This window comes from Gammaproteobacteria bacterium (assembly GCA_021648145.1).
Lineage (GTDB): Bacteria > Pseudomonadota > Gammaproteobacteria > JAADGQ01 > JAADGQ01 > S141-38.
In genome coordinates this window covers 22,369-42,371 of sequence record JAKITI010000014.1, presented here as the reverse complement: position 1 = coordinate 42,371, position 20,003 = coordinate 22,369, and the positions used below count along the sequence as shown (strand labels likewise).

Sequence of the window (20,003 nt, the reverse complement as noted above, 5' to 3'; positions counted from 1 at the left end):
AATTAAAAGCTGTGCTCGTCTGAGGGGAAGGTGCCGTTTTTGACTTCAGCCATATATTTCTCTATCGCGCCTAGAATAGAGTGGCTGCCTTCAAGAAAGTTTTTAGTAAATTTGGGTTTTTTTCCAGCAGTGATATCGAGTGCATCGTATAAGACAAGTACTTGACCATCGCAGCCATTGCCTGCACCAATACCGATGACGGGGATTTGAACAGTTTGGCTGATTGTTGTGGCAAGAGTGGCGGGTATGCACTCTAATAACAGTAGGTCAGCCCCTGCTTTTTCAACTGCAGTGGCTTCATTGAGCAGTGCTTGCGCACTTGTGCTATCACGCCCTTGAACTCGATATCCCCCTTGTTTATGTACCGATTGTGGCAATAAACCCAAATGACTACAGGTCGGAATTCCTTGTTGTGCAAGTGTCTGGATGGCTTTAATTTGTTGGTGACCACCCTCCAGCTTTATAATGTGCGCTCCACCTTCTTTCATGAGGCGACCTGCATTTTTTAATGTGTCGTCCAGAGTCAGGTCGCTTGAAAATGGCATGTCAACCATGAGTAATGCACGTTGTCGCCCTCGTGCAACACAGCGGCTGTGGTAAATTATCTCTTCCATTGTGACTGGGAGCGTTGAATCGAAACCCTGAATAACCATTCCAAGTGAGTCGCCAACAAGTAATATTTCAACTCCTGCTTGATCCAGTAATTGAGAAAAACTTGCGTCATAAGCTGTTAGACAAGTGATTTTTTCACCTGACGCTTTCATTTTTTTCAGTGTAGGAAGCGTGATCGGTGTTGCTGGGTTATGTGAGGTCATGATATTTTCTCCAAAATCTGTGAATTATCCGCTCGAATATTGTTCATGATTTTTTGTAATTTTCCAAGTCCTGGAACGATGAGACTAGGTGCAATTTCATTGAGAGGTACCAGTACAAAGCCTCTTAAGTGCAGCGCAGGATGGGGAAGTGTGAGCCTTATACTTTTTTGCTGTACTTCTCCGTAAAGAAGCAGATCCATATCAAGAGTGCGTGGTCCCCAGCGATGTCCATCGCGTACTCTGCCTTGTTGGTTTTCGATGCTTTGCAAAGCAGTTAATAGTGTGTCTGCATCAAGTGTTGTATCGAGTGCTGCAGCTGCATTAATGTAGTTGGGTTGGTCTTGCGGCCCCATCGGTGCACTTTGATAAAGCGACGAATGGCTGATGAGTTTTGTGTTTGGGACTGCTTTGAGTGTGGATAGTGCTTGTTTGACTTGTTGAATTGGGCTGTTTAGGTTGCTGCCTAGACCAACGTAAGCTCTAACGGATGTCATCAACTGGATGGTTTTTTACGTTTAGCAGGTCGTTTTCGGCGTGCTGAGCGATAAGAGTCTTTGGGTTTTGAGCCTGCAGTTAATTCATGTCGAACCTCAGGTTGATCTTGTAATTTTGTCCACCAATCACAAGTTTCCTGTAACTCTTCGCCGGCCATGCCGCGTAGTAGCATGAAATCATAGGCAGCACGGAATCTTGGGTGTGTTAAAAAACGTAAAGGGCGTTGACCATAGCGGTGTTGGAAGCGTAATTGCATATTCCATATTTCACGCATGGGCGTACTGAAACGGCGTGGTATTGCGACGAGTGGTAACTGGTTCATCATGACAGTTTCGCCTGCCATCTGCATTGCTTGTGTTTCGCTCACGCCTTGTTTTTGTATGATGTTTTGTGCGAGAACGCGTACCGGCTCCCACAATAAACAGGCAAAAAGAAATGATGGGCTGATGGGTTTATTTTCTGATATGCGCTTATCGGTGTTGCTTAATGCCTGAGCGACAAAGGTGAGTGGGTAGCCATGCTCCTCTTGTTCAAGACAGGTGGAAAGTTGTGGGAACAGGTTGTGAAACAGTCCATAGTGACGTAGCAAGCCAAAAGTCTGAACTGCGCAGCCACCCAGAAATAGTTTGAGGACTTCTTCGTAAATGCGTGCAGCAGGAATATCTTTTAAAAGATGTCCCAGTTTTTTAATCGGTTGTTCACTGTCCGTGTGAATGCTAAAGCCTAGCTTTGTCGAAAAGCGTATGGCTCGCAACATGCGCACGGGATCTTCTTTATAGCGTGTATCAGGGTCTCCGACAAGCCGTAAAGTGCCATTCTTTATATCCTGAATTCCGTTGGTATAGTCGCGTATGGCCAAGTCATCAATACCGTAATAGAGTGAGTTGACAGTGAAATCACGGCGCATCGCATCATCTTCAAGCGTGCCAAAAACATTGTCTCTTAAAACGCGCCCACTTTCAGCTTCCACGCCTGCAGTCGTAGCTTGATGAGATGAGCGGAATGTGGCGACCTCAATTGTTTCACGGCCAAAATTTATGTGAGCCAGTCGAAAACGGCGACCGACTAACCGGCAATTACGAAATAGTGCATTGACCTCATTGGGACGGGCACTGGTTGCAATATCGTAGTCTTTGGGCTCACGTCCCAGTAGCATATCTCTGATGCAGCCGCCCACAAGGTAGGCTTGGTAGCCCGCTTCGTTCAGGCAATACAATACCGTAAGCGCATTTTCACTGATGTATGCGCGTGAGATATTATGCTCTGATCGAGGTGTTATTATGGGTTGTGTAATCTTTGCTACGGAATCCAATCCTGTGTACTCTTAAGTTCGTTAAAAGGCGCGTATAATACACGGTTTCAGTCTGTTGTATATCGGCTTGGTATTAATATTGTATAAATTGTAGGGAAATTACAGTAGTGGAAATTTTTCTTGCAGATGGTGTGCTTGATCCGTAGAATGGCTCGGTTTTCATGGTATCAGTATTTTCTGATGCTAGTAGTTTTTATTTATTTTAGAGGTTTGAATAGTCTAGATGGTAACGATACGTATGGCGCGCGGCGGTGCTAAAAAACGCCCTTTTTACAATATAGTTGTGACTGACAGCCGCAGCCCACGTGATGGCCGTTATATTGAGCGGATCGGATTTTTTAACCCAGTGGCTCGTGGTAATGAAGAACGGTTGCGTCTCGAATTGGCGCGTGTAGAGCACTGGCAAGCGCTGGGAGCACAGCTTTCTGAGCGTGTTTCGGGTCTGGTGGCGGAGCATAAAAAGGCGCAAGCTGCAGCGTAACCAGCTCAATCGGTATGAGTGACTGGGTTGTTGTTGGTAAAGTTTCTGGGGTGTATGGGGTGCGGGGTTGGGTGCGAATTTTTTCGTATACGGCTCCTAGAGAAAATATACTGACCTATTCGCCCTGGTACTTAAAGAGAGAAGCAGGTTCCGAAATGACTCGGGTCATTGCCGGACGGGTTCATGGCAAGGGCGTTGTTGCCCAGCTTGAATTCTCTACTGATCGTGATGTTGCCGCGCAGTTGGTTGGGCTCGAAATTGTAATAAAATCTGAGCAATTGCCACCAGTAGAACAGGGCGAATATTATTGGTCTGATTTGGTTGGGCTGGAAGTTGTCACTGTTGATGGCCAAATACTGGGAAAGGTGGATCACTTGATCGAAACGGGTGCGAATGATGTGCTTGTTGTGAAAGGTGAGCGTGAACGTTTGCTTCCTTATACTGATGAATGTGTTCTTAAGGTTAGCCTGGATGACGGTGTTATTCAGGTGGATTGGGATCCCGATTTTTGATGAGGCGGCGTAGGTTTTTTTGCTGTGCGAATTGATGTTATTACGCTCTTTCCTGAAATGTTTGATGCTCTGGTAGAGTATGGCGTTACAGGTAAGGCGGTGAAGAGAGGGTTGTTACAGTTTGATACGTGGAATCCGCGTGACTATGCTGTGGATCGGCATCGCACTGTAGATGACCGCCCTTATGGTGGTGGCCCGGGTATGTTGATGATGGTTCAGCCATTGCGTGATGCAATTCATGCGGCAAAGAAGGCATCAGGTGGGCAGAGCAGAGTGATTTATCTCTCGCCGCAGGGGCGAACTCTGGATCAGGTGGGTGTTGAATCACTGCTCGAAAAAAAAAATATTACGTTTATCGCAGGGCGTTATGAAGGTGTTGATGAGCGTTTGATTGCGGCTGAAGTGGATGAAGAGTGGTCGATTGGTGATTATGTTCTAAGTGGTGGCGAGCTGGCTGCGATGGTCGTGATTGATGCGATGATTCGTCTGTTGCCTGGGGCGCTGGGGCATACGGAGTCATCACAGCAAGACTCATTTGCAAATCATCTGTTGGATTGCCCGCATTATACAAGGCCTGAAGTCGTTGGTGGTCGATCAGTGCCGGCAGTGCTATTGAGTGGCGACCATCAGGTGATCGCACGTTGGCGACAGAAACAATCATTGGGTCGAACATGGCAAAGGCGACCAGATTTATTGGAAAAAGCAGTGCTTGATAATGAAATGCAGTCATTGCTCGAAGAGTTCAAGCGGGAAGTTGAAAACTAGTTTATTAATTTGATATTGATGGGGATGCGTTATGAGTAATTTGATCAGTCAGATCGAAGCAGAGCAAATGGGGCGTGAAGTGCCTAAGTTTGGAGCGGGCGATACTGTTGTTGTAAAGGTTAAAGTAAAAGAAGGAACAAGAGAGCGTTTGCAAGCTTTCGAGGGTGTTGTAATTGCAAAACGAAATCGAGGCCTGAATTCGGCATTTACGGTACGTAAAATCTCTCATGGCGAAGGTGTCGAGCGTGTTTTTCAAACTTACAGTCAAGCGATTGATTCGATTGAAGTGAAGCGTCGTGGTGTGGTACGTCGTGCTAAGCTGTACTATCTTCGTGAGTTACGCGGTAAAGCGGCTCGCATTAAAGAGAAGCTTGTAAAATAAATTAAAACCTAAGTTAAAATAAAAAAGTCCCAGCAGGCTCTGCTTGTCGGGGCTTTTTTGTTGCGTGAAATACTTATGATCGAAGGCTTATTGTTGGCCATCCATGATGATTAGCATATTGCTTTAAAGTCTCATCAGGATCTACTGCAATTGGGTTGTCAACAATTTTTAAAAGTGGTAGATCATTATGTGAATCAGAGTAGAACCAACTCCCCTCTAATGTTATTTGTTGTACCTTGAGCCACTCTTTCAGGCAAACGACCTTGCCTTCCTGATATGTGGGTATACCTGTAAAATTTCCAGTATATTGACCCTCTTTTTCTTCAGGATCTGTCGCAAGTAAATGTTCAATATCCAGCTCTTTTGCGATTAACTCAGTCACAAAGCGGTTGGTTGCAGTGATGATAAGCAGAATATCTCCTTGTTCTCGATGTTTATTCAGCAAATGGTGTGCTGCGGCAGGAATGATCGGGATAATTTTTTGTTCGATGAAATCTTTACGCCAGTCAAAAAGTATTTTTTTATCATGAGCGGCAAGTACCTTTAGTGAAAAACGAAGAAACTCGTTAATATCCAGTGTGCCTGCTCCATACTCTTGATAGAAGCGTCTGTTTTCCCGATCATAAAAATCAGGGTCAACAATCTTGTTTTCAACAAGGTAACGCCCCCACAGATAGTCACTGTCACCTGTTAATAAAGTATTGTCCAGATCAAAAATTGCTAAAGCCAACGATTACGACTCCTTTTATGATAAAGTTATCAGGAATAAATTTGGTTGCGCTAAAAATTAAAAATTTATAACAGATTGCGCATCGCATGACAAAGTGTATTTCGTTTTATGGTGAGCTCAAAATGATAGACTCAGAAGGGTATAGACATAACGTTGGTATTATTGTGAGTAATAATTCCGGTAAGTTGCTCTGGGCTCGGCGCATTGGTCAGGGCTCATGGCAGTTTCCACAAGGAGGAATTCGTGAAAATGAATCAGCTCAGGAGGCGATGTATCGCGAGCTGAAAGAGGAATTAGGGCTTGAGCCCGAACATGTGAATATCATGGGGCAAACTCGTGATTGGTTGCGTTATGATCTTCCTAAACATCTCATTCGTTCGCATAGCAGGCCTCTCTGTATTGGGCAAAAACAGGTTTGGTTCATGCTTAACCTGGTGGCTGAGGAGAGCAAGCTGAGGTTTGATGCGTGTGATGTTCCTGAATTTGATGGTTGGCGCTGGGTTAATTATTGGTACCCTGTTAAGTCTGTTGTCTGGTTTAAACGTAAAGTTTATCATCATGCGTTGAATGAGTTAGCACCGCTGGTTTATAAAAATACGCCCTCACGGCGAAGTGCAGGCAGGTGTTGATCGTGGATTATCCGTAATCTATGCTCGCTTCACTTCACAGCATTCTTCAGGACGTTAATAATATACGTCGTCTGGATCAATTGCTGTCCCAAGTAGTGCGGCGTATCAAAGAGGCAACATCTTCAGATGCTTGCTCCATTTATTTGGAAAATGTTGAGCGCGAGTGTTATGTGTTGGAGGCGGCAGCGGGTTTGGCTGAGACATCCGTTGGTAAAGTTAGTTTAAAAAAAAATGAAGGACTCGTTGGTCTGGTTTGTCGGCGTGAAGAGTCACTCAATCTGGAAAACTTGTTTGAGCATCCATGTTACCAGCGGATGAAAGATCTGAAGGATGACCACCTTCCCGGTTTTTTAGGTGTACCGATTATTCACTTCAGAAAGGTACTCGGCGTTCTCGTGGTTCGCCAGCGTTGGAAACGTTATTTTAACGAAGATGAAGTTGCTTTTTTACAGACGATTGCTATTCAGCTTGCGGGGGCGGTTGCTCATGCCCAAATGTTATCTAATAAGTCTGCGTCTGGTCAGGTCAATAACCAAAATCAAACAATTACAGGGATTCCTGGTTCACCTGGTGTGGCTGTTGGTGTTGCACTCGTGGTCTACCCTGCGGCGGATCTGGATGCGGTGCCTGATCGCCAGGTTGTCGATATTGATGCCGAAATCACTGTGTTTCAAAAAGCACTGTCTGAAGTCAGGGCTGATATCAGGCGCTTAATGGTGCGATTGAGTTCGGTGCTGGCTCCAGAGGATCGTGCACTTTTTGATGCTTATCTGCTGATGCTGGATGGTGGCGGGTTGGTTGATCGAACGATTGAGCGTATTCAGAAAGGAAGTTGGGCGGCCGGAGCACTCAGAGATACTGTTAATGAACATGCTCATTTTTTTGAGGAAATTGAAGACCCTTATTTGCGGGAGCGGGCGGATGATATTTATGATCTGGGGCGACGTATATTGCTTAGTTTGCAGAGCGGTAAGCGCAAACCACTCGAATATCCAAAGCATACGATCCTTGTAGGGGAGGAAGTGTCTGCCGCCGCGCTTGCCGAAGTGCCAGTGGAACGTCTTGCCGGGATTGTTTCTGCAAATGGCTCACGTTCATCGCACGTCGCTATTTTGGCGCATGCACTGGGAATTCCTGCTGTTGTTGGCGCAATCAATTTATCCGTTGGGAAAATGGATAAGAAAAATGTCATTATCGATGGTTATCGTGGTTGCTTTTATCCTTCCCCTTCTGCTGCGATGCGATCGGAATACAAGCGGTTCGCTGATGAGGAGCGTGAGCTGACAACTGAGCTCAATCGCTTGCGTAATAAAACAGCACAAACAGTCGATGGTTTTCGTATCAAGTTATTGGCTAATACAGGTTTTTCATCCGATATATCAGCAGCTTTGGCATGTGGTGCTGAAGGGGTCGGTTTGTATCGTACCGAATTTCCTTTTATGGCACGCGAGCGCTTTCCCGGTGAAGATGAACAGCGGCTGATTTATCGTGTCGTGCTGGATACATTTTCCCCTTCTCCTGTCACATTGCGTACTTTAGATATTGGTGGAGATAAACATCTCTCCTACTTTCCAATCAAAGAAGAAAACCCTTTTCTAGGGTGGCGGGGAATTCGTATCACTCTGGATCACCCTGAAATTTTTCGAACCCAGATTCGTGCGATGTTGCGTGCAAGCATGGGCTTGAATAATTTGCAAATACTATTTCCAATGGTGAGTCATATCAGCGAAGTAGATGCTGCACTGGGCATTGTAAAATCAGTATTTGATGAGTTGGTTGACGGTGGTTTGCATATTCAAAGGCCAAAGACAGGAGTGATGATTGAAGTCCCTTCGGCTGTTTATCAAGCAGCTGAATTGGCTAAGCGAGTCGATTTTATTTCTGTGGGAACGAATGATCTTACTCAATATTTATTAGCAGTGGATCGAAATAATCCGCGTGTTGCACAGCTTTATGACAGTTTGCACCCTTCATTATTGAAGGCGCTGATACAAGTTACAGAATCTGTTGCGCCGTTAGGTAAGCCTGTGGGCATTTGCGGGGAGATTGTAGGTGATCCTGCTGCAGCAATCTTGTGGATTGCGATGGGGGTTGATAATTTGAGTATGAGCGCGTTTGCGCTTTCCAGAGTTAAGCAAGTCATTCGTCATTTCACTGTGCCTCAGGCGCAAGAGGTTTTGGCTAAAGCGCTTCAGTGTGAAGATGCTGATGCGATTCGTGAAATACTTTCACAAGCGCTTGAAGAGGTTGGGTTAGGTTATTTGGTACGTGCTGGAAAGTAGGTGTTGATGAGTCATGACAATACTCTCGTTCCCACACGGGAACGAGATACGATAAAGCGTAGAATACCCCGCTTTTTATCGGGCTAATAAAAAATCAAGTAAATCAATAAATTCACTGGCACTGCCGACTCCGCTTGGATCAATTCGGTAACGACCCCCAATAGTCATCGTTGGTGGGCCTGTAATTTCAAGCTGCTCTCCGAGTTGCTTGGCACGTTTAATCTGTTTTGTAATCTCTGGGCTTTGCATTGTTTTGATAAACTGTTTGCTGTCAATTTTCTGCTTTTTGAGAAAGGCGATCAGTTGAGTCTGGTTTTCTATTTTTGTTTTGTGTCCGTGAATTGCAGTAAATAGAGGAATATGGATCTGTTTGCTGAGGTTTAATTCCATTGCCGCATAATAACTTCTTGCCAACAACTCCATGTTGTCATGAGTCATTGCTGCGATTCGCTCAAATTTAATACGGTCAGCTTTTGTTTTAACCCAATGTTCAAAGTAAGGTTGCAGGGCGTAACAGGTGTGGCAGCCGTACCAGAAAAACTCTTTCACTTGTATATTGTTTTTATTGGTTTGTTGATTTGTCGAATTTTGAATTAAATGGTAATGAACCCCTTCTTTGAATGCAGTTTTACTCCATGTCTGGCTTGAAAAAATCAATGTAATGATTAAAAGTGCCAAGTTGCTTTTCATAAGTATATAATTCCCAAAATTGATCAAAATCTAATCATAGCTAAGGTGAGAGTTTATGTCAGGTATGGTAGCAATCAAAGAAAAGTGGAATAAAATTTATAGTGAAGTGACAGATTCGGGTGATCCTGTTGCGGTGTTAAGAGAAAATAGTTATCTGTTACCAAAGCAGGGGCAAGCATTGGAGCTGGCTTGTGGGTTGGGAAGAAATGCACTTTGGCTCGCTAAGCATGGCTTAGAAACTTTGGCGTGGGATATCTCTGATGTAGCGGTTCAGCGGTTAAATGAAACGGCTAAGGCTCAGGGGCTTTCTAAATCATTCCATGCTGAAATGCGAGATGTAGTGCAGGAACCCATGTTGCCTAATAGTGTTGATGTGATTGTTGTCAGCTATTTTCTGGATCGTTCTCTGATGCCAGCCATTCAGGATGCACTGCGCTCTGGGGGGTTATTGTTCTATCAAACATTCAGTCGTTTACAGGTGGACGAATCAGGGCCGAGTAATCCAGATTTTCGTCTTGCAGATAACGAACTGTTGACGTTTTTTTCACAAATGCGTTTGCTGGTTTATCGTGAAGAAGGGTATGTGGGTGACTCTTCGCAAGGGTTTCGGAATGAAGTGAAAATGGTGGCACAAAAACGGTAAAAACATGCGTATTGCATTAGGTGTTGAATATAATGGCCAAAGCTTTTTTGGGTGGCAAGTACAGGATGGTACGCGTACGGTACAAGGTTGTCTGGAAGCTGCGTTATCTATCGTTGCAAATCATCCTGTACGACTGTTTTGCGCGGGGCGGACTGATCGTGGTGTGCATGGCATGGGGCAGGTGGTGCATTTTGAATCGGATGCTGAGCGTACCATGCACTCCTGGGTGATGGGTTCGAATGTCAACTCGCCTGAAGAGGTGAGTGTGCTGTGGGCGAAGCCGGTGGACGATACATTTCATGCCCGTTTTTCTGCCACTCGTCGTCGTTATCGCTACATTATTATGAACCGAAAAGTGCGCCCCTCTTTTCTGGCGGGGCGAGTCTCATGGGATCGTCGTGATCTGGATGTACAAAAAATGGCAGCGGCGGGGCAGTTATTGATTGGAGAGCATAATTTTAACTCCTATCGAGCCGTGGCTTGTCAGGCGAAAAATCCAGTACGAACCATTCATTCATTGGAGGTTGATCGCAGTGGGCCATTTATTACGCTTGATGTTGAAGCGAATGCTTTTCTACACCATATGATACGCAATATTGCGGGTGTATTAATGGCCATTGGCGCGGGTGAGCGGCCTGTTGAGTGGGCGCAAGAGTTGCTGGAAGTATGTGATCGCACTCAAGGCGGAGTGACGGCACCGCCGCACGGTTTGTATTTTGTGAATGTAACTTATCCTGAAAAATATGAAATTCCAGAGACGAAGGCGATGCCACTGGTATGGTAAAAACACTGTGAAGTGCGGTATCCTTCCGCACATTGTGTAAACGGTTTTAATCATGCGTACTCGTATTAAAATGTGTGGCTTCACTCAGCCTGAAGATGCTTTTAAAGCCGCATCAATGGGAGTGGATGCCATTGGTCTGGTTTTTTATGCGCCGAGTCCGCGTGCGGTGGATATTCAGTGCGCGCAAGATATTGTGCACCTGCTGCCACCTTTTGTGAGTGTCGTTGGTCTGTTTGTGAATGCGGCTGAGCCTGAAATTAAAAATATTTTGGCCAACGTGCATCTGGATGTTTTGCAGTTTCACGGCGATGAGTCTGTGCAATGCTGTGAAGCTTATGGGAAGCCCTATATTAAAGCGATTCGTATGCGTGATGGTGTTGATTTGAAAGCAGAAGCTCATCACTATAGTTCAGCGCAAGCTCTGTTGCTTGATGCGTATCAAAAAGGAGTACCAGGTGGAACGGGAAATACATTTGAGTGGGCAGCAATCCCAGCAGGGTTACGTAAGCCGATTATTCTGGCCGGTGGTTTAAAACCAACAAATGTTGTAGAAGCGATCATGCAAGTACAACCTTACGCGGTTGACGTGAGTGGTGGTATTGAGTTGAGCAAGGGCATTAAAGATCCCTTGAAAATGTTTGAATTTGTAGAAGGTGTAATAAGTGTCGATTCAAAATAATGTCGGACAAAATAGCGCTATAGATTTAATGTCCCTGCCTGATGAGCGCGGCCACTTCGGGCCTTACGGCGGAATCTTTGCCGCTGAAACATTGATGGGGCCGCTGGAAGAGTTACGCGAGGCTTATGAAACTCACATGAAAGATCCTGCCTTTATTAAAGCATTGGATCATGATTTGACGCATTTTGTCGGTCGCCCTTCGCCGCTCTACCATGCTGAACGTTGGAGTCAGAAGATAGGTGGCGCACAAATTTATCTGAAACGAGAAGATTTGAACCATACCGGCGCGCACAAGGTGAATAACACTGTAGGCCAGGCTCTGCTTGCGAAAGCGATGGGTAAACCGCGTGTGATTGCTGAAACGGGTGCGGGTCAGCATGGTGTGGCAACGGCTACCGTGGCTGCTCGTTTTGGTTTGGAGTGTGTGGTTTACATGGGCTCTGAAGATATCAAACGCCAGGCGATTAATGTTTATCGAATGAAGTTGTTGGGTGCGACAGTGATTCCCGTTGAATCGGGCTCCAAAACATTGAAAGATGCACTGAACGAAGCGATGCGAGATTGGGTGACCAATATTGATAATACGTTCTACATTATCGGTACGGTAGCAGGGCCGCATCCTTATCCTGTCATGGTGCGTGATTTTCAAGCGATTATCGGCCGCGAAGCGCGTGAGCAAATTCAAGAGCAAGCAGGGCGTTTGCCTGATGCGTTGGTGGCATGTGTCGGTGGAGGCTCTAATGCGATGGGGTTGTTTTATCCTTTTCTGAATGATCATACTGTAAAAAAATACGGTGTAGAGGCTGCCGGTGATGGGCTTGAAACAGGTCGCCATGCCGCGCCGCTTTGTAAAGGTCGGCCGGGTGTGCTTCATGGCAATCGAACCTATTTGATGGAGGATGACAATGGTCAGATTATTGAAACTCACTCTATTTCAGCGGGGCTGGATTATCCAGGGGTAGGCCCAGAGCATGCTTGGTTAAAAGATTGTGGTGCGGCAGAGTATGTCGCTATCACGGATGATGAAGCGCTCGCTGCATTTCATACGTTAACTCGTATCGAAGGCATCATGCCCGCCTTGGAATCGAGTCATGCTTTGGCATACGGTGCAAAACTGGCAGCAACGATGGATAAAGATAAAAATATTATTATTAATCTTTCAGGGCGAGGCGATAAAGACATCCACACTGTTGCGGCGCTGGAGGGAATTACAGTATGAGTCGTATAAAAAACTGTTTTAACGAACTGCGTGCTGAAGGGCGCAAGGCGCTGGTTCCTTATGTGACGGCGGGTGACCCTGCACCCGAAGTGACGGTGCCTTTGATGCATGCAATGGTCAAGGCGGGTGCGAATATTATTGAGCTGGGTGTGCCCTTTTCTGATCCGATGGCCGATGGGCCAGTGATTCAAAAGGCCAGTGAGCGAGCCTTGAAACATAATGTCAGCCTAAAAGATGTGCTGGCGATGGTGCAACATTTTCGTGAAGTCGATAATAAAACGCCTGTGATTTTGATGGGCTACTTGAATCCGATTGAAGTGATGGGAGTCAAGCACTTTGCGCAGGCAGCAGGCCAAGCGGGTGTGGATGGTGTATTGACGGTTGATCTGCCCCCTGAGGAAGCGGGTGACTTATTGCTTGCTTTGAAAGGTCAGCCATGTGACCCGATATTTTTGTTATCACCCACCACAAATGAAGCGCGTATCAGCAAGATATGTGCAGTTGCCAGTGGTTTTGTTTATTATGTGGCTGTTAAAGGAATTACGGGCGCAGGTAATCTTGATGTTGGCGCTGTCGAAGAGAAGGTGGCGCAGATTCGTCGTTTGACTGATTTACCGATTGGTGTTGGTTTTGGCATTAAAGATGCAAGCTCAGCGGCAGCCGTTTCAAAAATTGCAGACGCAGTGATTGTAGGCAGTGCATTGGTGCGAAAAGTTGAAGAGTCCAATGGTAGAAGTGATCGTCTAATCAGTGATATATCCAGTGTGCTTCGTTCTATGCGGCAAGCGATGGATGCAAATTGAGTTATTTTATAATCTGGAAATTAAAAAATGAGCTGGCTATCCAATTTATTACCTTCACAAATCCGAACAGAGAGTGCTGGCAAGAAATCAGTCCCTGAAGGCGTTTGGACAAAATGCTCTTCGTGTACGTCGATGTTGTATCGTGCCGAGCTGAAGCGTAACCATTATGTTTGCCCAAAATGTGACCATCATGAGCGAATTGGTGCGCGCTTACGGCTGAATCTGTTTTTAGATAAAGAGAGTGGTGAAGAGATTGGCGCTGATCTTGAGCCTATTGATATTCTCAAATTCCGTGATAGTAAAAAATATCGTGACCGTTTAAATCAAGCACAAAAAAATACAGATGAAAAGGATGCATTGATCGTGATGCAAGGGCAGCTCAAAGAGTTGCCTGTGGTGGCTGCTGCATTTGAATTTCGTTTTATGGGTGGGTCAATGGCCTCTGTGGTGGGGGAGCGATTTGTACGCGGTGTTGATATCTGTATTGAAAAAAATAGTCCATTTATCTGTTTCACCGCCAGTGGTGGTGCAAGAATGCAGGAGGGGCTTTTCTCTTTGATGCAGATGGCAAAAACCAGCGCAGCATTAGCACGTTTGAGTAAAAAGGGCATTCCATTTATCTCAGTGATGACTGACCCTACCATGGGCGGAGTCTCAGCAAGTCTGGCGATGCTGGGGGATATTAATGTGGCTGAACCTAAAGCGCTTATTGGCTTTGCCGGGCCACGCGTTATTGAACAAACTGTTCGTGAAACGCTGCCCGAAGGCTTTCAGCGCAGTGAATTTCTGCAAGATCATGGTGTAGTTGACATGATTGTAGATCGCCGCCATATGCGTGATCGATTGCATAATATGTTGGCGATATTGACTCAACAGCCGATTAAAAAACAGGATGAAGATGACGTGTTGTCGGGCCCTGTTGTTTAGCGGGTATTAGCTTGGCTCGTTTTAATACGCTTGATGAGTGGTTGCAGTGGCAAGAGTCGCTGCACCCATCTACAATTGATTTGGGCTTGGGTCGGGTGCGCGAAGTGCTTGATCGTCTTGCGTTAAAAACACGTGATTTTCAATTAATTACGGTGGCTGGAACCAATGGTAAAGGTTCTTCTGTTGCGATGCTTGAATCAATATTACTGGCTGCGGGTTATCGTGTAGGCACTTACTCCTCTCCACATCTGTTTACCTATAATGAACGTATTCGGCTTGATGGCCATGCTGTCAGCGACGATATGATTTGTGATGCGTTTGATCATGTGGATCAGGCACGTCAATCAACCTCTTTGACCTATTTCGAATTTGGCACATTAGCGGCGATTGATATTTTTTACCGAGCTCCGCTTGATGTCGTTATTCTTGAAGTGGGGTTGGGCGGTCGTCTGGATGCAACTAATGTGCTAGATGCAGATGTTGCTTTGGTGACGACGATTGATATCGACCATGTGGAGTGGCTAGGGTCTGATCGAGAAGCGATTGGATTTGAGAAAGCCGGTATATTTCGTTCTGAAAAAGCCGCTGTCTGTGGCGATATCAATCCACCTAAGAGCCTACTCTCTCATGCTGATTCAATAGGTGCATCACTTTATCGAGCGGGTGTAGATTTTGAACTTTCGGATCATGCTGAAGGTTGGAGTTGGCAAGGAAGGAGGGCTCGTATTGAAGGGCTGCCCTTGCCGAGCCTGAAGGGTGTATTTCAAAAACAGAATGCCGCAGCTGTTTTAATGGTTCTTGAACAGCTGTCATCTGAACTGAATGTGACTCGTGAAGCTATTTGCCAAGGTCTGCTTCAGGTTAAGTTGAATGGTCGAATGCAGGTGGTTATATCTGAGAGTGGTATTCAGCAAATTTTTGATGTGGCACATAATCCTCAAGCGGCACGCACTTTAGCAGAGACGTTGCAAAGTGAAGTGCAAAAGGGTGAAACATTTGCTGTGGTGGGAATGTTACGTGATAAGGATGTTGCTGGAGTTGTTCAGGAGTTGGCTCATGTTGTGGATCGCTGGTATGTTGCCGAGCTGGATGTTTCGCGTGGCCTGACTTCAAATGAGTTGGTAACCGTTCTTGGTGAAGCTGGAGTGAGCAAGCCAATTACTACGTATGATGGTGTGCTGGCTGCACACCAGGCGGCATTATCAGTAGCGGAGCAGCAAGACCGTATTGTTGTGTTTGGTTCTTTTTATACGGTTTCCCAAGTATTGAGTTAATTTAAAAATAGTCATAATAAAAAAGGTGGGGTTATGGGGAATGATTTAAATGAAACAAAGCGTCACAAGGGTATCTATCTGCTGCCTAACTTATTTACTACGGCTGGCCTTTTTGCTGGTTTTTTTGCAATTGTGGCTGCTATGGATGAGCGTTTTGAAGCGGCGGCTGTTGCGATATTTGTTGCGATGTTAATGGATGGTATTGATGGCCGTATCGCGCGCTGGACAAATACGCAGAGTGACTTTGGTAAAGAGTACGATAGTTTGGCAGATATGATTTCATTTGGAATAGCGCCAGCTTTGGTCATCTATATATGGGCGTTGCAAACCATGGGGAAGTTAGGTTGGTTGGCCGCATTTTTATACACGGCGGCGGCAGCATTGCGATTGGCTCGATTTAATACGCAAGCAAGGGCAGTTGGCAAAGGTTTCTTTCAGGGGTTGGCCAGTCCCGCTGCTGCCGCGTTAATTGCAGGGATGGTTTGGGTTGGAGCTGAATATCAAGTTGAAGGTGATAGTTATGCGGGGTTTGCCTTTGTATTGACGATTGCTGCGGGCTTACTAATGGTGAGCAATGTTCGTTACCATAGTTTTAAAGATTTTGATCTGAGAGGTAAGGTTCCGTTTGTTGCAATTTTAGTGGTTGTTCTCATTTTTGTTTTTATATCAATCAGTCCTTCACAGATTCTGTTTGCGACGGCCTTTGTTTATGCTGTTTCTGGTGTTGCTATTACCTTATGGAAATTGCGTAGTAAACGTAGCAATTCAAGTAAGTGAATCTACTTATATTTTAATTGAGCTGGTTTTATTTTATAATTTGAGCTGGGATCTACCTCGTGCTGGACTTGAGGTTGAAATGTGCGTTCGATAATAATCAAAATTTGGTTTGGATGGGAGAAATAATAATGATGAAACCTCTTTTTACAAAGGTTGCACCTGCTGTTGCCATTGGTGTGTTACTTTCTGCTTGTAGTGCGACTGGAGATAAGGCAGCCAGTGCGATTGAAAATGAAAAATCTGCTGCGCTTGAAGCGCAACTGACAGAGCTTAAAGCGCGTGAAGCAAAGCTTCTAGAGCGTGAGTCACAAGTGGGTTCTCAAACAGCCCAGTTGGAAGAGCAGTTGTCAGTTGCTCAATCTCGGGTGACTTCACTGGAAAGCCAGACAGCTATTGCACCGGCTCCGATGGTCGCGAGTGGTGACGCATTGTTTCCGCCTAATGCGGGTCCAGGTGAATGTTTTGCTCGTGCATTTGTTGAGCCTGTGCATAAAACAGTTACTGAAAAAGTATTAAAAAGAGCTGCTTCAGAGCGAATGGAAATCATTCCGGCTCGTTATGAAACTGTGACAGAGCGTGTATTGGTTCAGGAGGAGTCAACTCGCTTGGAAGTTATTCCTGCAACCTATAAATGGACTGAAGAGCGTGTACTTGTAAAACCTGCAACACAGCGCTTGGTAAAAGTGCCAGCGACTTATGGAACAGAGTCTGAAAAAGTGCTGGTTAAAGCGGCTCACACTGAGTGGCAAAAAGGTACAGGACCCATACAGAAAATTAATGATGCAACTGGCGAGATCATGTGTCTTGTCGAAGTGCCTGCTGTTTATAAAACAGTTACAAAGCGTGTTGTTAAAACACCCGCGACAACTCGTACTATTGATGAGCCAGCAGTTTATAAAACTGTGAAGAAAAAAATAGTTGATAGCGCTGCGACAACCCGTCAAGTGGCCATTCCAGCTAAATATAAAACGGTTAAAGTTACAAAGTTGGTTTCACCGGCTCAAGAGAAGCGAATCACTATTCCTGAAGAGTATCAGACGGTTACTCGTACTGAGAAAGTTAAAGATGGTCATATGGAATGGCGTGAAATTCTTTGTGAAACTAATATGACGAGAAGTAAAATCACGACTATTCAGCGTGCCTTGAAAGCTAAGGGGTATAACCCCGGCCCGATTGACGGTGTGATTGGGTGGGAAACAATGAGAGCAGTTAAATCTTTTCAAAAAGCAAATAAGTTGCCAGTTGATAAGTACCTGAATATTAAAACTGTGAAAGCACTCGGTGTGAATCCAAGCTAATCTTGTTTAGGTTATATTTTGTGTGATAAAAAAGGCTCCGCTTCTGCTGAGCCTTTTTTTGTATAATGACGCTTCGGTTAGTGGCTTGGTGAGCATGAGATAATTGGCCTGATCAGAGTGGTTTCAAGTGTATTTATAGGCAATAATTTTTATGAAAGTAATAATTTTATTTTTGATTTTATTCTTGGCAGGGTTTAATACCCAGGCTGATGCTGATAATGGTTCTTATTCGATTCAGTTGGGCGCATATAAAAATCCAGATATGAATATCTTTAGTGCTGCTGAAGAGTATGGTGCATTATATACCGAGGAGTCAGTGTATGGTCTTACACTAATAAAGCTTGGTCACTATGCTTCTCGATCTGAGGCAGTCGCTGTTTTGCGGACGATTCGTGATGCTGGATTCCGTGATGCATTTTTGACTTCGGCAGGTGCTGGTATATCCAGTTTTGATGAAGATATACCGATGGCTGAGATATTTCCAGTAACTTCTTCATTCAGTAATGAAAAAAATATTAATCCAGAATCATTGAAAATATGGAATCAATTATCCGACCTCCAGCGAGAAAGTGTCATTTATCTGGACGGTATTTTGCATATTGATGAGGATGGGCAGTTTATCCCGTTATCTGATTATGCTCGTAAAGTCATGCAATAATGGCGATAGATTGATTTTAGTTTACAGGTGACTAAAATCAATATACGCTCTGTAATGTCATGAACATATTCAATACAACGCATAATTTTTTTGAATCCTTATTCTTTTTTGGTAATAAGGGTTTTGCGTGTGCATTCTGTTTTTCTTTTATATCTTATCTTTTATTCACTCTGCGACTGCCGTAAGGCAGGCCACGCAATTCCACCTGGCGAGGAAAAACGCAGCCAAACTATTAAATTTACATGAAATTTTGATGTGGTATGTATTAGACAGTACCGCAGCTTTTGGGGTCGATGATGAGTGATAAATTAATTATTTTTGATACTACGTTGCGTGATGGCGAGCAGAGTCCTGGCGCTTCAATGACGCGTGATGAAAAAGTGCTTATCGCTAAAGGGCTTGAGCGGTTAGGTGTTGATGTGATCGAAGCGGGCTTTCCTGTTGCAAGTCAGGGTGATTTTGAATCTGTGCAAGCGGTTGCGAATACAGTTGAAAATAGCACAGTATGTGCTCTGGCACGAGCCTTGACGCGTGATATTGATCGTGCTGCTGAGGCGCTTAAAGGTGCATCACGCCGTCGTATTCATACCTTCCTTGCAACTTCACCGATCCATATGAAAATGAAATTACGTATGGAGCCTGATCAAGTGGTCGAACAGGCGGTGATGGCAGTGAAACATGCAAGGCAATATACCGATGACGTAGAGTTTTCCCCTGAAGATGCAGGGCGTTCAGATTTTGATTTTTTATGTCGTGTGCTTGAAGCGGTGATTGATGCCGGAGCTCGTACAGTTAATATCCCTGATACCGTTGGATACAATTTGCCTCATCAGTTTGGTGATTTGATCGAACGTTTGATCAAGCATGTTCCAAATTCAGATAGAGCGATATTTTCGGTGCATTGCCATAATGATCTGGGTGTGGCTGTTGCAAACTCACTTTCTGCTGTCGCACACGGTGCACGCCAGGTTGAATGTACAATAAATGGTTTAGGCGAACGTGCGGGTAATGCGGCATTGGAAGAAGTTGTTATGGCGGTGCGCACTCGTCAGGATCTTTTTTCCTGTCAGGTCAATATTGATACAACACAAATTGTACCGTGCAGTCGTCTGGTGTCAGGTATTACTGGATTTGCAGTGCAACCCAACAAAGCGATTGTTGGAGCGAATGCTTTTGCTCATGAGTCTGGGATTCATCAGGATGGTGTGTTAAAGAATCGTGAAACATACGAAATTATGCGTGCTGAAGACGTAGGATGGAGCGCTAATCGGATGGTGCTTGGAAAGCACTCTGGGCGTAATGCTTTCCGTACACGCCTTAAAGAGTTGGGTTTTGATTTTGATTCAGAAGAGGCTGTTAATAGTGCCTTTGTTCAATTTAAAGCGCTTGCGGATAAAAAACACGAAATCTATGATGATGACCTTATGGCTTTGGTCACTGATATCAGTATTGCGGCAAAAAATGAGTGCGTAAAATTAATCTCTCTTAAAGTCTGTTCTGAGACGGGAGAAACACCTTTGGCTGTTGTGACTTTGATGTTTAATGGCGAAGAAAAAAAGGGTGAATCATTGGGTAGTGGCCCTGTTGATGCAACGTATAAGGCAATTGAGTCAATTGTAGGTAGTGGTGTTAAGCTTCAAATATACTCTGTCAACAACATTACTAAGGGAACTGACTCTCAAGGTGAAGTCAGTGTACGCATCGAGAAAGAGAGCCGAGTTGTTAATGGGCAAGGTGCAGATACTGATATTGTTAAGGCATCTGCTAAAGCGTACATAAATGCAATCAATAAAGTACTTGTGCCTTGTGACCGTGCGCATCCACAGGTTTGACGGAGGTTAAAATCTT

The 20,003-nt window shown here is 44.9% G+C and carries 22 protein-coding genes; 17 read left to right on the top strand and 5 right to left on the bottom strand.

Features of this window, described 5'->3' with window-relative positions:
* Nucleotides 1-2 precede the first annotated feature (2 nt).
* Genes panB through pcnB form a run of 3 tightly spaced genes read right to left on the bottom strand, consistent with a single transcriptional unit; the run spans nucleotide 3 to nucleotide 2,622 of the window.
* Nucleotides 3-815: a 3-methyl-2-oxobutanoate hydroxymethyltransferase gene (panB, locus tag L3J70_09680; GenBank protein MCF6236622.1), complete on the bottom strand. Its 813-nt coding sequence runs from the start codon at nucleotides 813-815 to the stop codon at nucleotides 3-5.
* On the bottom strand, nucleotides 812-1,309 hold the full coding sequence (gene folK / locus L3J70_09675) for a 2-amino-4-hydroxy-6-hydroxymethyldihydropteridine diphosphokinase (protein MCF6236621.1): 498 nt from the start codon (nucleotides 1,307-1,309) through the stop codon (nucleotides 812-814). The genes panB and folK overlap by 4 nt, the downstream gene beginning before the upstream one ends.
* Nucleotides 1,309-2,622 carry a polynucleotide adenylyltransferase PcnB gene (gene pcnB / locus L3J70_09670; protein MCF6236620.1) on the bottom strand — a complete coding sequence of 438 codons (1,314 nt, stop codon included), beginning with the start codon at nucleotides 2,620-2,622 and terminating at the stop codon, nucleotides 1,309-1,311. Before pcnB ends, folK begins: the two co-directional genes overlap by 1 nt.
* A gap of 223 nt (nucleotides 2,623-2,845) precedes the next feature.
* Between pcnB and rpsP the strand changes: the two genes are divergently transcribed.
* From rpsP to rplS, 4 genes are read left to right on the top strand one after another with little or no spacing between them, the layout of a single operon-like run.
* Nucleotides 2,846-3,103 carry a 30S ribosomal protein S16 gene (gene rpsP, locus L3J70_09665; protein MCF6236619.1) on the top strand — a complete coding sequence of 86 codons (258 nt, stop codon included), beginning with the start codon at nucleotides 2,846-2,848 and terminating at the stop codon, nucleotides 3,101-3,103.
* A gap of 14 nt (nucleotides 3,104-3,117) precedes the next feature.
* On the top strand, nucleotides 3,118-3,615 hold the full coding sequence (rimM, locus tag L3J70_09660) for a ribosome maturation factor RimM (GenBank protein ID MCF6236618.1): 498 nt from the start codon (nucleotides 3,118-3,120) through the stop codon (nucleotides 3,613-3,615).
* A 24-nt stretch (nucleotides 3,616-3,639) separates the two neighbouring features.
* Nucleotides 3,640-4,380: a tRNA (guanosine(37)-N1)-methyltransferase TrmD gene (trmD, locus tag L3J70_09655; GenBank protein ID MCF6236617.1), complete on the top strand. Its 741-nt coding sequence runs from the start codon at nucleotides 3,640-3,642 to the stop codon at nucleotides 4,378-4,380.
* Nucleotides 4,381-4,411: 31 nt separating this feature from the next.
* Nucleotides 4,412-4,762, top strand: a complete 351-nt coding sequence (rplS, locus tag L3J70_09650) for a 50S ribosomal protein L19 (protein ID MCF6236616.1) — start codon at nucleotides 4,412-4,414, stop codon at nucleotides 4,760-4,762.
* Between the two features lie 73 nt (nucleotides 4,763-4,835).
* Here the strand turns inward: rplS and L3J70_09645 are convergent, their stop codons facing one another.
* Nucleotides 4,836-5,492 (bottom strand): HAD-IB family hydrolase, encoded by a 657-nt coding sequence (locus L3J70_09645; protein ID MCF6236615.1) that lies wholly within the window; start codon nucleotides 5,490-5,492, stop codon nucleotides 4,836-4,838.
* 122 nt (nucleotides 5,493-5,614) lie between these two features.
* Here L3J70_09645 and L3J70_09640 point away from each other — a divergent pair, with 122 nt between their 5' ends.
* Complete coding sequence (locus L3J70_09640) at nucleotides 5,615-6,121, top strand: RNA pyrophosphohydrolase (GenBank protein MCF6236614.1); 507 nt, start codon at nucleotides 5,615-5,617, stop codon at nucleotides 6,119-6,121.
* 20 nt (nucleotides 6,122-6,141) lie between these two features.
* Entirely contained in the window at nucleotides 6,142-8,403 is a 2,262-nt protein-coding gene (ptsP, locus tag L3J70_09635; protein ID MCF6236613.1) for a phosphoenolpyruvate--protein phosphotransferase, read from the top strand.
* A 75-nt stretch (nucleotides 8,404-8,478) separates the two neighbouring features.
* On the opposite strand, the gene L3J70_09630 is transcribed toward ptsP, so the two are convergent.
* A complete protein-coding gene (locus L3J70_09630) occupies nucleotides 8,479-9,093 on the bottom strand; it encodes a thiol:disulfide interchange protein DsbA/DsbL (GenBank protein ID MCF6236612.1) in 615 nt (204 codons plus the stop codon).
* Nucleotides 9,094-9,148: 55 nt separating this feature from the next.
* Here L3J70_09630 and L3J70_09625 point away from each other — a divergent pair, with 55 nt between their 5' ends.
* The 11 genes from L3J70_09625 to L3J70_09575 all read left to right on the top strand — a co-directional run bounded on the left by L3J70_09625 (nucleotide 9,149) and on the right by L3J70_09575 (nucleotide 19,987).
* Nucleotides 9,149-9,736 carry a methyltransferase domain-containing protein gene (locus L3J70_09625; protein MCF6236611.1) on the top strand — a complete coding sequence of 196 codons (588 nt, stop codon included), beginning with the start codon at nucleotides 9,149-9,151 and terminating at the stop codon, nucleotides 9,734-9,736.
* A gap of 4 nt (nucleotides 9,737-9,740) precedes the next feature.
* Nucleotides 9,741-10,520, top strand: coding sequence for a tRNA pseudouridine(38-40) synthase TruA (truA, locus tag L3J70_09620; protein MCF6236610.1), 780 nt, complete (start codon nucleotides 9,741-9,743; stop codon nucleotides 10,518-10,520).
* A 52-nt stretch (nucleotides 10,521-10,572) separates the two neighbouring features.
* Nucleotides 10,573-11,199 carry a phosphoribosylanthranilate isomerase gene (locus L3J70_09615; GenBank protein MCF6236609.1) on the top strand — a complete coding sequence of 209 codons (627 nt, stop codon included), beginning with the start codon at nucleotides 10,573-10,575 and terminating at the stop codon, nucleotides 11,197-11,199.
* 28 nt (nucleotides 11,200-11,227) lie between these two features.
* The gene (gene trpB, locus L3J70_09610; protein MCF6236608.1) at nucleotides 11,228-12,418 is read left to right on the top strand and encodes a tryptophan synthase subunit beta; all 1,191 of its coding nucleotides are present in this window, start codon (nucleotides 11,228-11,230) and stop codon (nucleotides 12,416-12,418) included.
* Nucleotides 12,415-13,221 carry a tryptophan synthase subunit alpha gene (gene trpA, locus L3J70_09605; GenBank protein ID MCF6236607.1) on the top strand — a complete coding sequence of 269 codons (807 nt, stop codon included), beginning with the start codon at nucleotides 12,415-12,417 and terminating at the stop codon, nucleotides 13,219-13,221. The genes trpB and trpA overlap by 4 nt, the downstream gene beginning before the upstream one ends.
* Before the next feature lie 27 nt (nucleotides 13,222-13,248).
* The gene (gene accD / locus L3J70_09600) at nucleotides 13,249-14,148 is read left to right on the top strand and encodes an acetyl-CoA carboxylase, carboxyltransferase subunit beta (GenBank protein ID MCF6236606.1); all 900 of its coding nucleotides are present in this window, start codon (nucleotides 13,249-13,251) and stop codon (nucleotides 14,146-14,148) included.
* Between the two features lie 11 nt (nucleotides 14,149-14,159).
* Nucleotides 14,160-15,422 (top strand): bifunctional tetrahydrofolate synthase/dihydrofolate synthase, encoded by a 1,263-nt coding sequence (gene folC / locus L3J70_09595; GenBank protein MCF6236605.1) that lies wholly within the window; start codon nucleotides 14,160-14,162, stop codon nucleotides 15,420-15,422.
* Nucleotides 15,423-15,455: 33 nt separating this feature from the next.
* Nucleotides 15,456-16,199: a CDP-diacylglycerol--serine O-phosphatidyltransferase gene (pssA, locus tag L3J70_09590; protein MCF6236604.1), complete on the top strand. Its 744-nt coding sequence runs from the start codon at nucleotides 15,456-15,458 to the stop codon at nucleotides 16,197-16,199.
* A 128-nt stretch (nucleotides 16,200-16,327) separates the two neighbouring features.
* Nucleotides 16,328-17,497, top strand: coding sequence for a peptidoglycan-binding protein (locus L3J70_09585; protein ID MCF6236603.1), 1,170 nt, complete (start codon nucleotides 16,328-16,330; stop codon nucleotides 17,495-17,497).
* A 151-nt stretch (nucleotides 17,498-17,648) separates the two neighbouring features.
* Complete coding sequence (locus tag L3J70_09580; protein ID MCF6236602.1) at nucleotides 17,649-18,155, top strand: SPOR domain-containing protein; 507 nt, start codon at nucleotides 17,649-17,651, stop codon at nucleotides 18,153-18,155.
* A gap of 296 nt (nucleotides 18,156-18,451) precedes the next feature.
* On the top strand, nucleotides 18,452-19,987 hold the full coding sequence (locus L3J70_09575) for a 2-isopropylmalate synthase (protein ID MCF6236601.1): 1,536 nt from the start codon (nucleotides 18,452-18,454) through the stop codon (nucleotides 19,985-19,987).
* The last annotated feature ends 16 nt before the right edge of the window (nucleotides 19,988-20,003 follow it).

What these genes read in the sequence shown, in the direction of transcription:
- L3J70_09630 (MCF6236612.1), bottom strand. Translation starts at nt 9,093, where the DNA reads ATGAAAAGCAACTTGGCACTTTTAATCATTACATTGATTTTTTCAAGC.
- L3J70_09585 (MCF6236603.1), top strand. Translation starts at nt 16,328, where the DNA reads ATGATGAAACCTCTTTTTACAAAGGTTGCACCTGCTGTTGCCATTGGT.
- L3J70_09625 (MCF6236611.1), top strand. Translation starts at nt 9,149, where the DNA reads ATGTCAGGTATGGTAGCAATCAAAGAAAAGTGGAATAAAATTTATAGT.
- folK (MCF6236621.1), bottom strand. Translation starts at nt 1,309, where the DNA reads ATGACATCCGTTAGAGCTTACGTTGGTCTAGGCAGCAACCTAAACAGC.
- L3J70_09580 (MCF6236602.1), top strand. Translation starts at nt 17,649, where the DNA reads ATGAAAGTAATAATTTTATTTTTGATTTTATTCTTGGCAGGGTTTAAT.
- ptsP (MCF6236613.1), top strand. Translation starts at nt 6,142, where the DNA reads ATGCTCGCTTCACTTCACAGCATTCTTCAGGACGTTAATAATATACGT.
- L3J70_09615 (MCF6236609.1), top strand. Translation starts at nt 10,573, where the DNA reads ATGCGTACTCGTATTAAAATGTGTGGCTTCACTCAGCCTGAAGATGCT.
- rimM (MCF6236618.1), top strand. Translation starts at nt 3,118, where the DNA reads ATGAGTGACTGGGTTGTTGTTGGTAAAGTTTCTGGGGTGTATGGGGTG.
- trpB (MCF6236608.1), top strand. Translation starts at nt 11,228, where the DNA reads ATGTCCCTGCCTGATGAGCGCGGCCACTTCGGGCCTTACGGCGGAATC.
- accD (MCF6236606.1), top strand. Translation starts at nt 13,249, where the DNA reads ATGAGCTGGCTATCCAATTTATTACCTTCACAAATCCGAACAGAGAGT.
- rplS (MCF6236616.1), top strand. Translation starts at nt 4,412, where the DNA reads ATGAGTAATTTGATCAGTCAGATCGAAGCAGAGCAAATGGGGCGTGAA.
- pssA (MCF6236604.1), top strand. Translation starts at nt 15,456, where the DNA reads ATGGGGAATGATTTAAATGAAACAAAGCGTCACAAGGGTATCTATCTG.
- trpA (MCF6236607.1), top strand. Translation starts at nt 12,415, where the DNA reads ATGAGTCGTATAAAAAACTGTTTTAACGAACTGCGTGCTGAAGGGCGC.
- L3J70_09640 (MCF6236614.1), top strand. Translation starts at nt 5,615, where the DNA reads ATGATAGACTCAGAAGGGTATAGACATAACGTTGGTATTATTGTGAGT.
- truA (MCF6236610.1), top strand. Translation starts at nt 9,741, where the DNA reads ATGCGTATTGCATTAGGTGTTGAATATAATGGCCAAAGCTTTTTTGGG.
- panB (MCF6236622.1), bottom strand. Translation starts at nt 815, where the DNA reads ATGACCTCACATAACCCAGCAACACCGATCACGCTTCCTACACTGAAA.
- rpsP (MCF6236619.1), top strand. Translation starts at nt 2,846, where the DNA reads ATGGTAACGATACGTATGGCGCGCGGCGGTGCTAAAAAACGCCCTTTT.
- L3J70_09575 (MCF6236601.1), top strand. Translation starts at nt 18,452, where the DNA reads ATGAGTGATAAATTAATTATTTTTGATACTACGTTGCGTGATGGCGAG.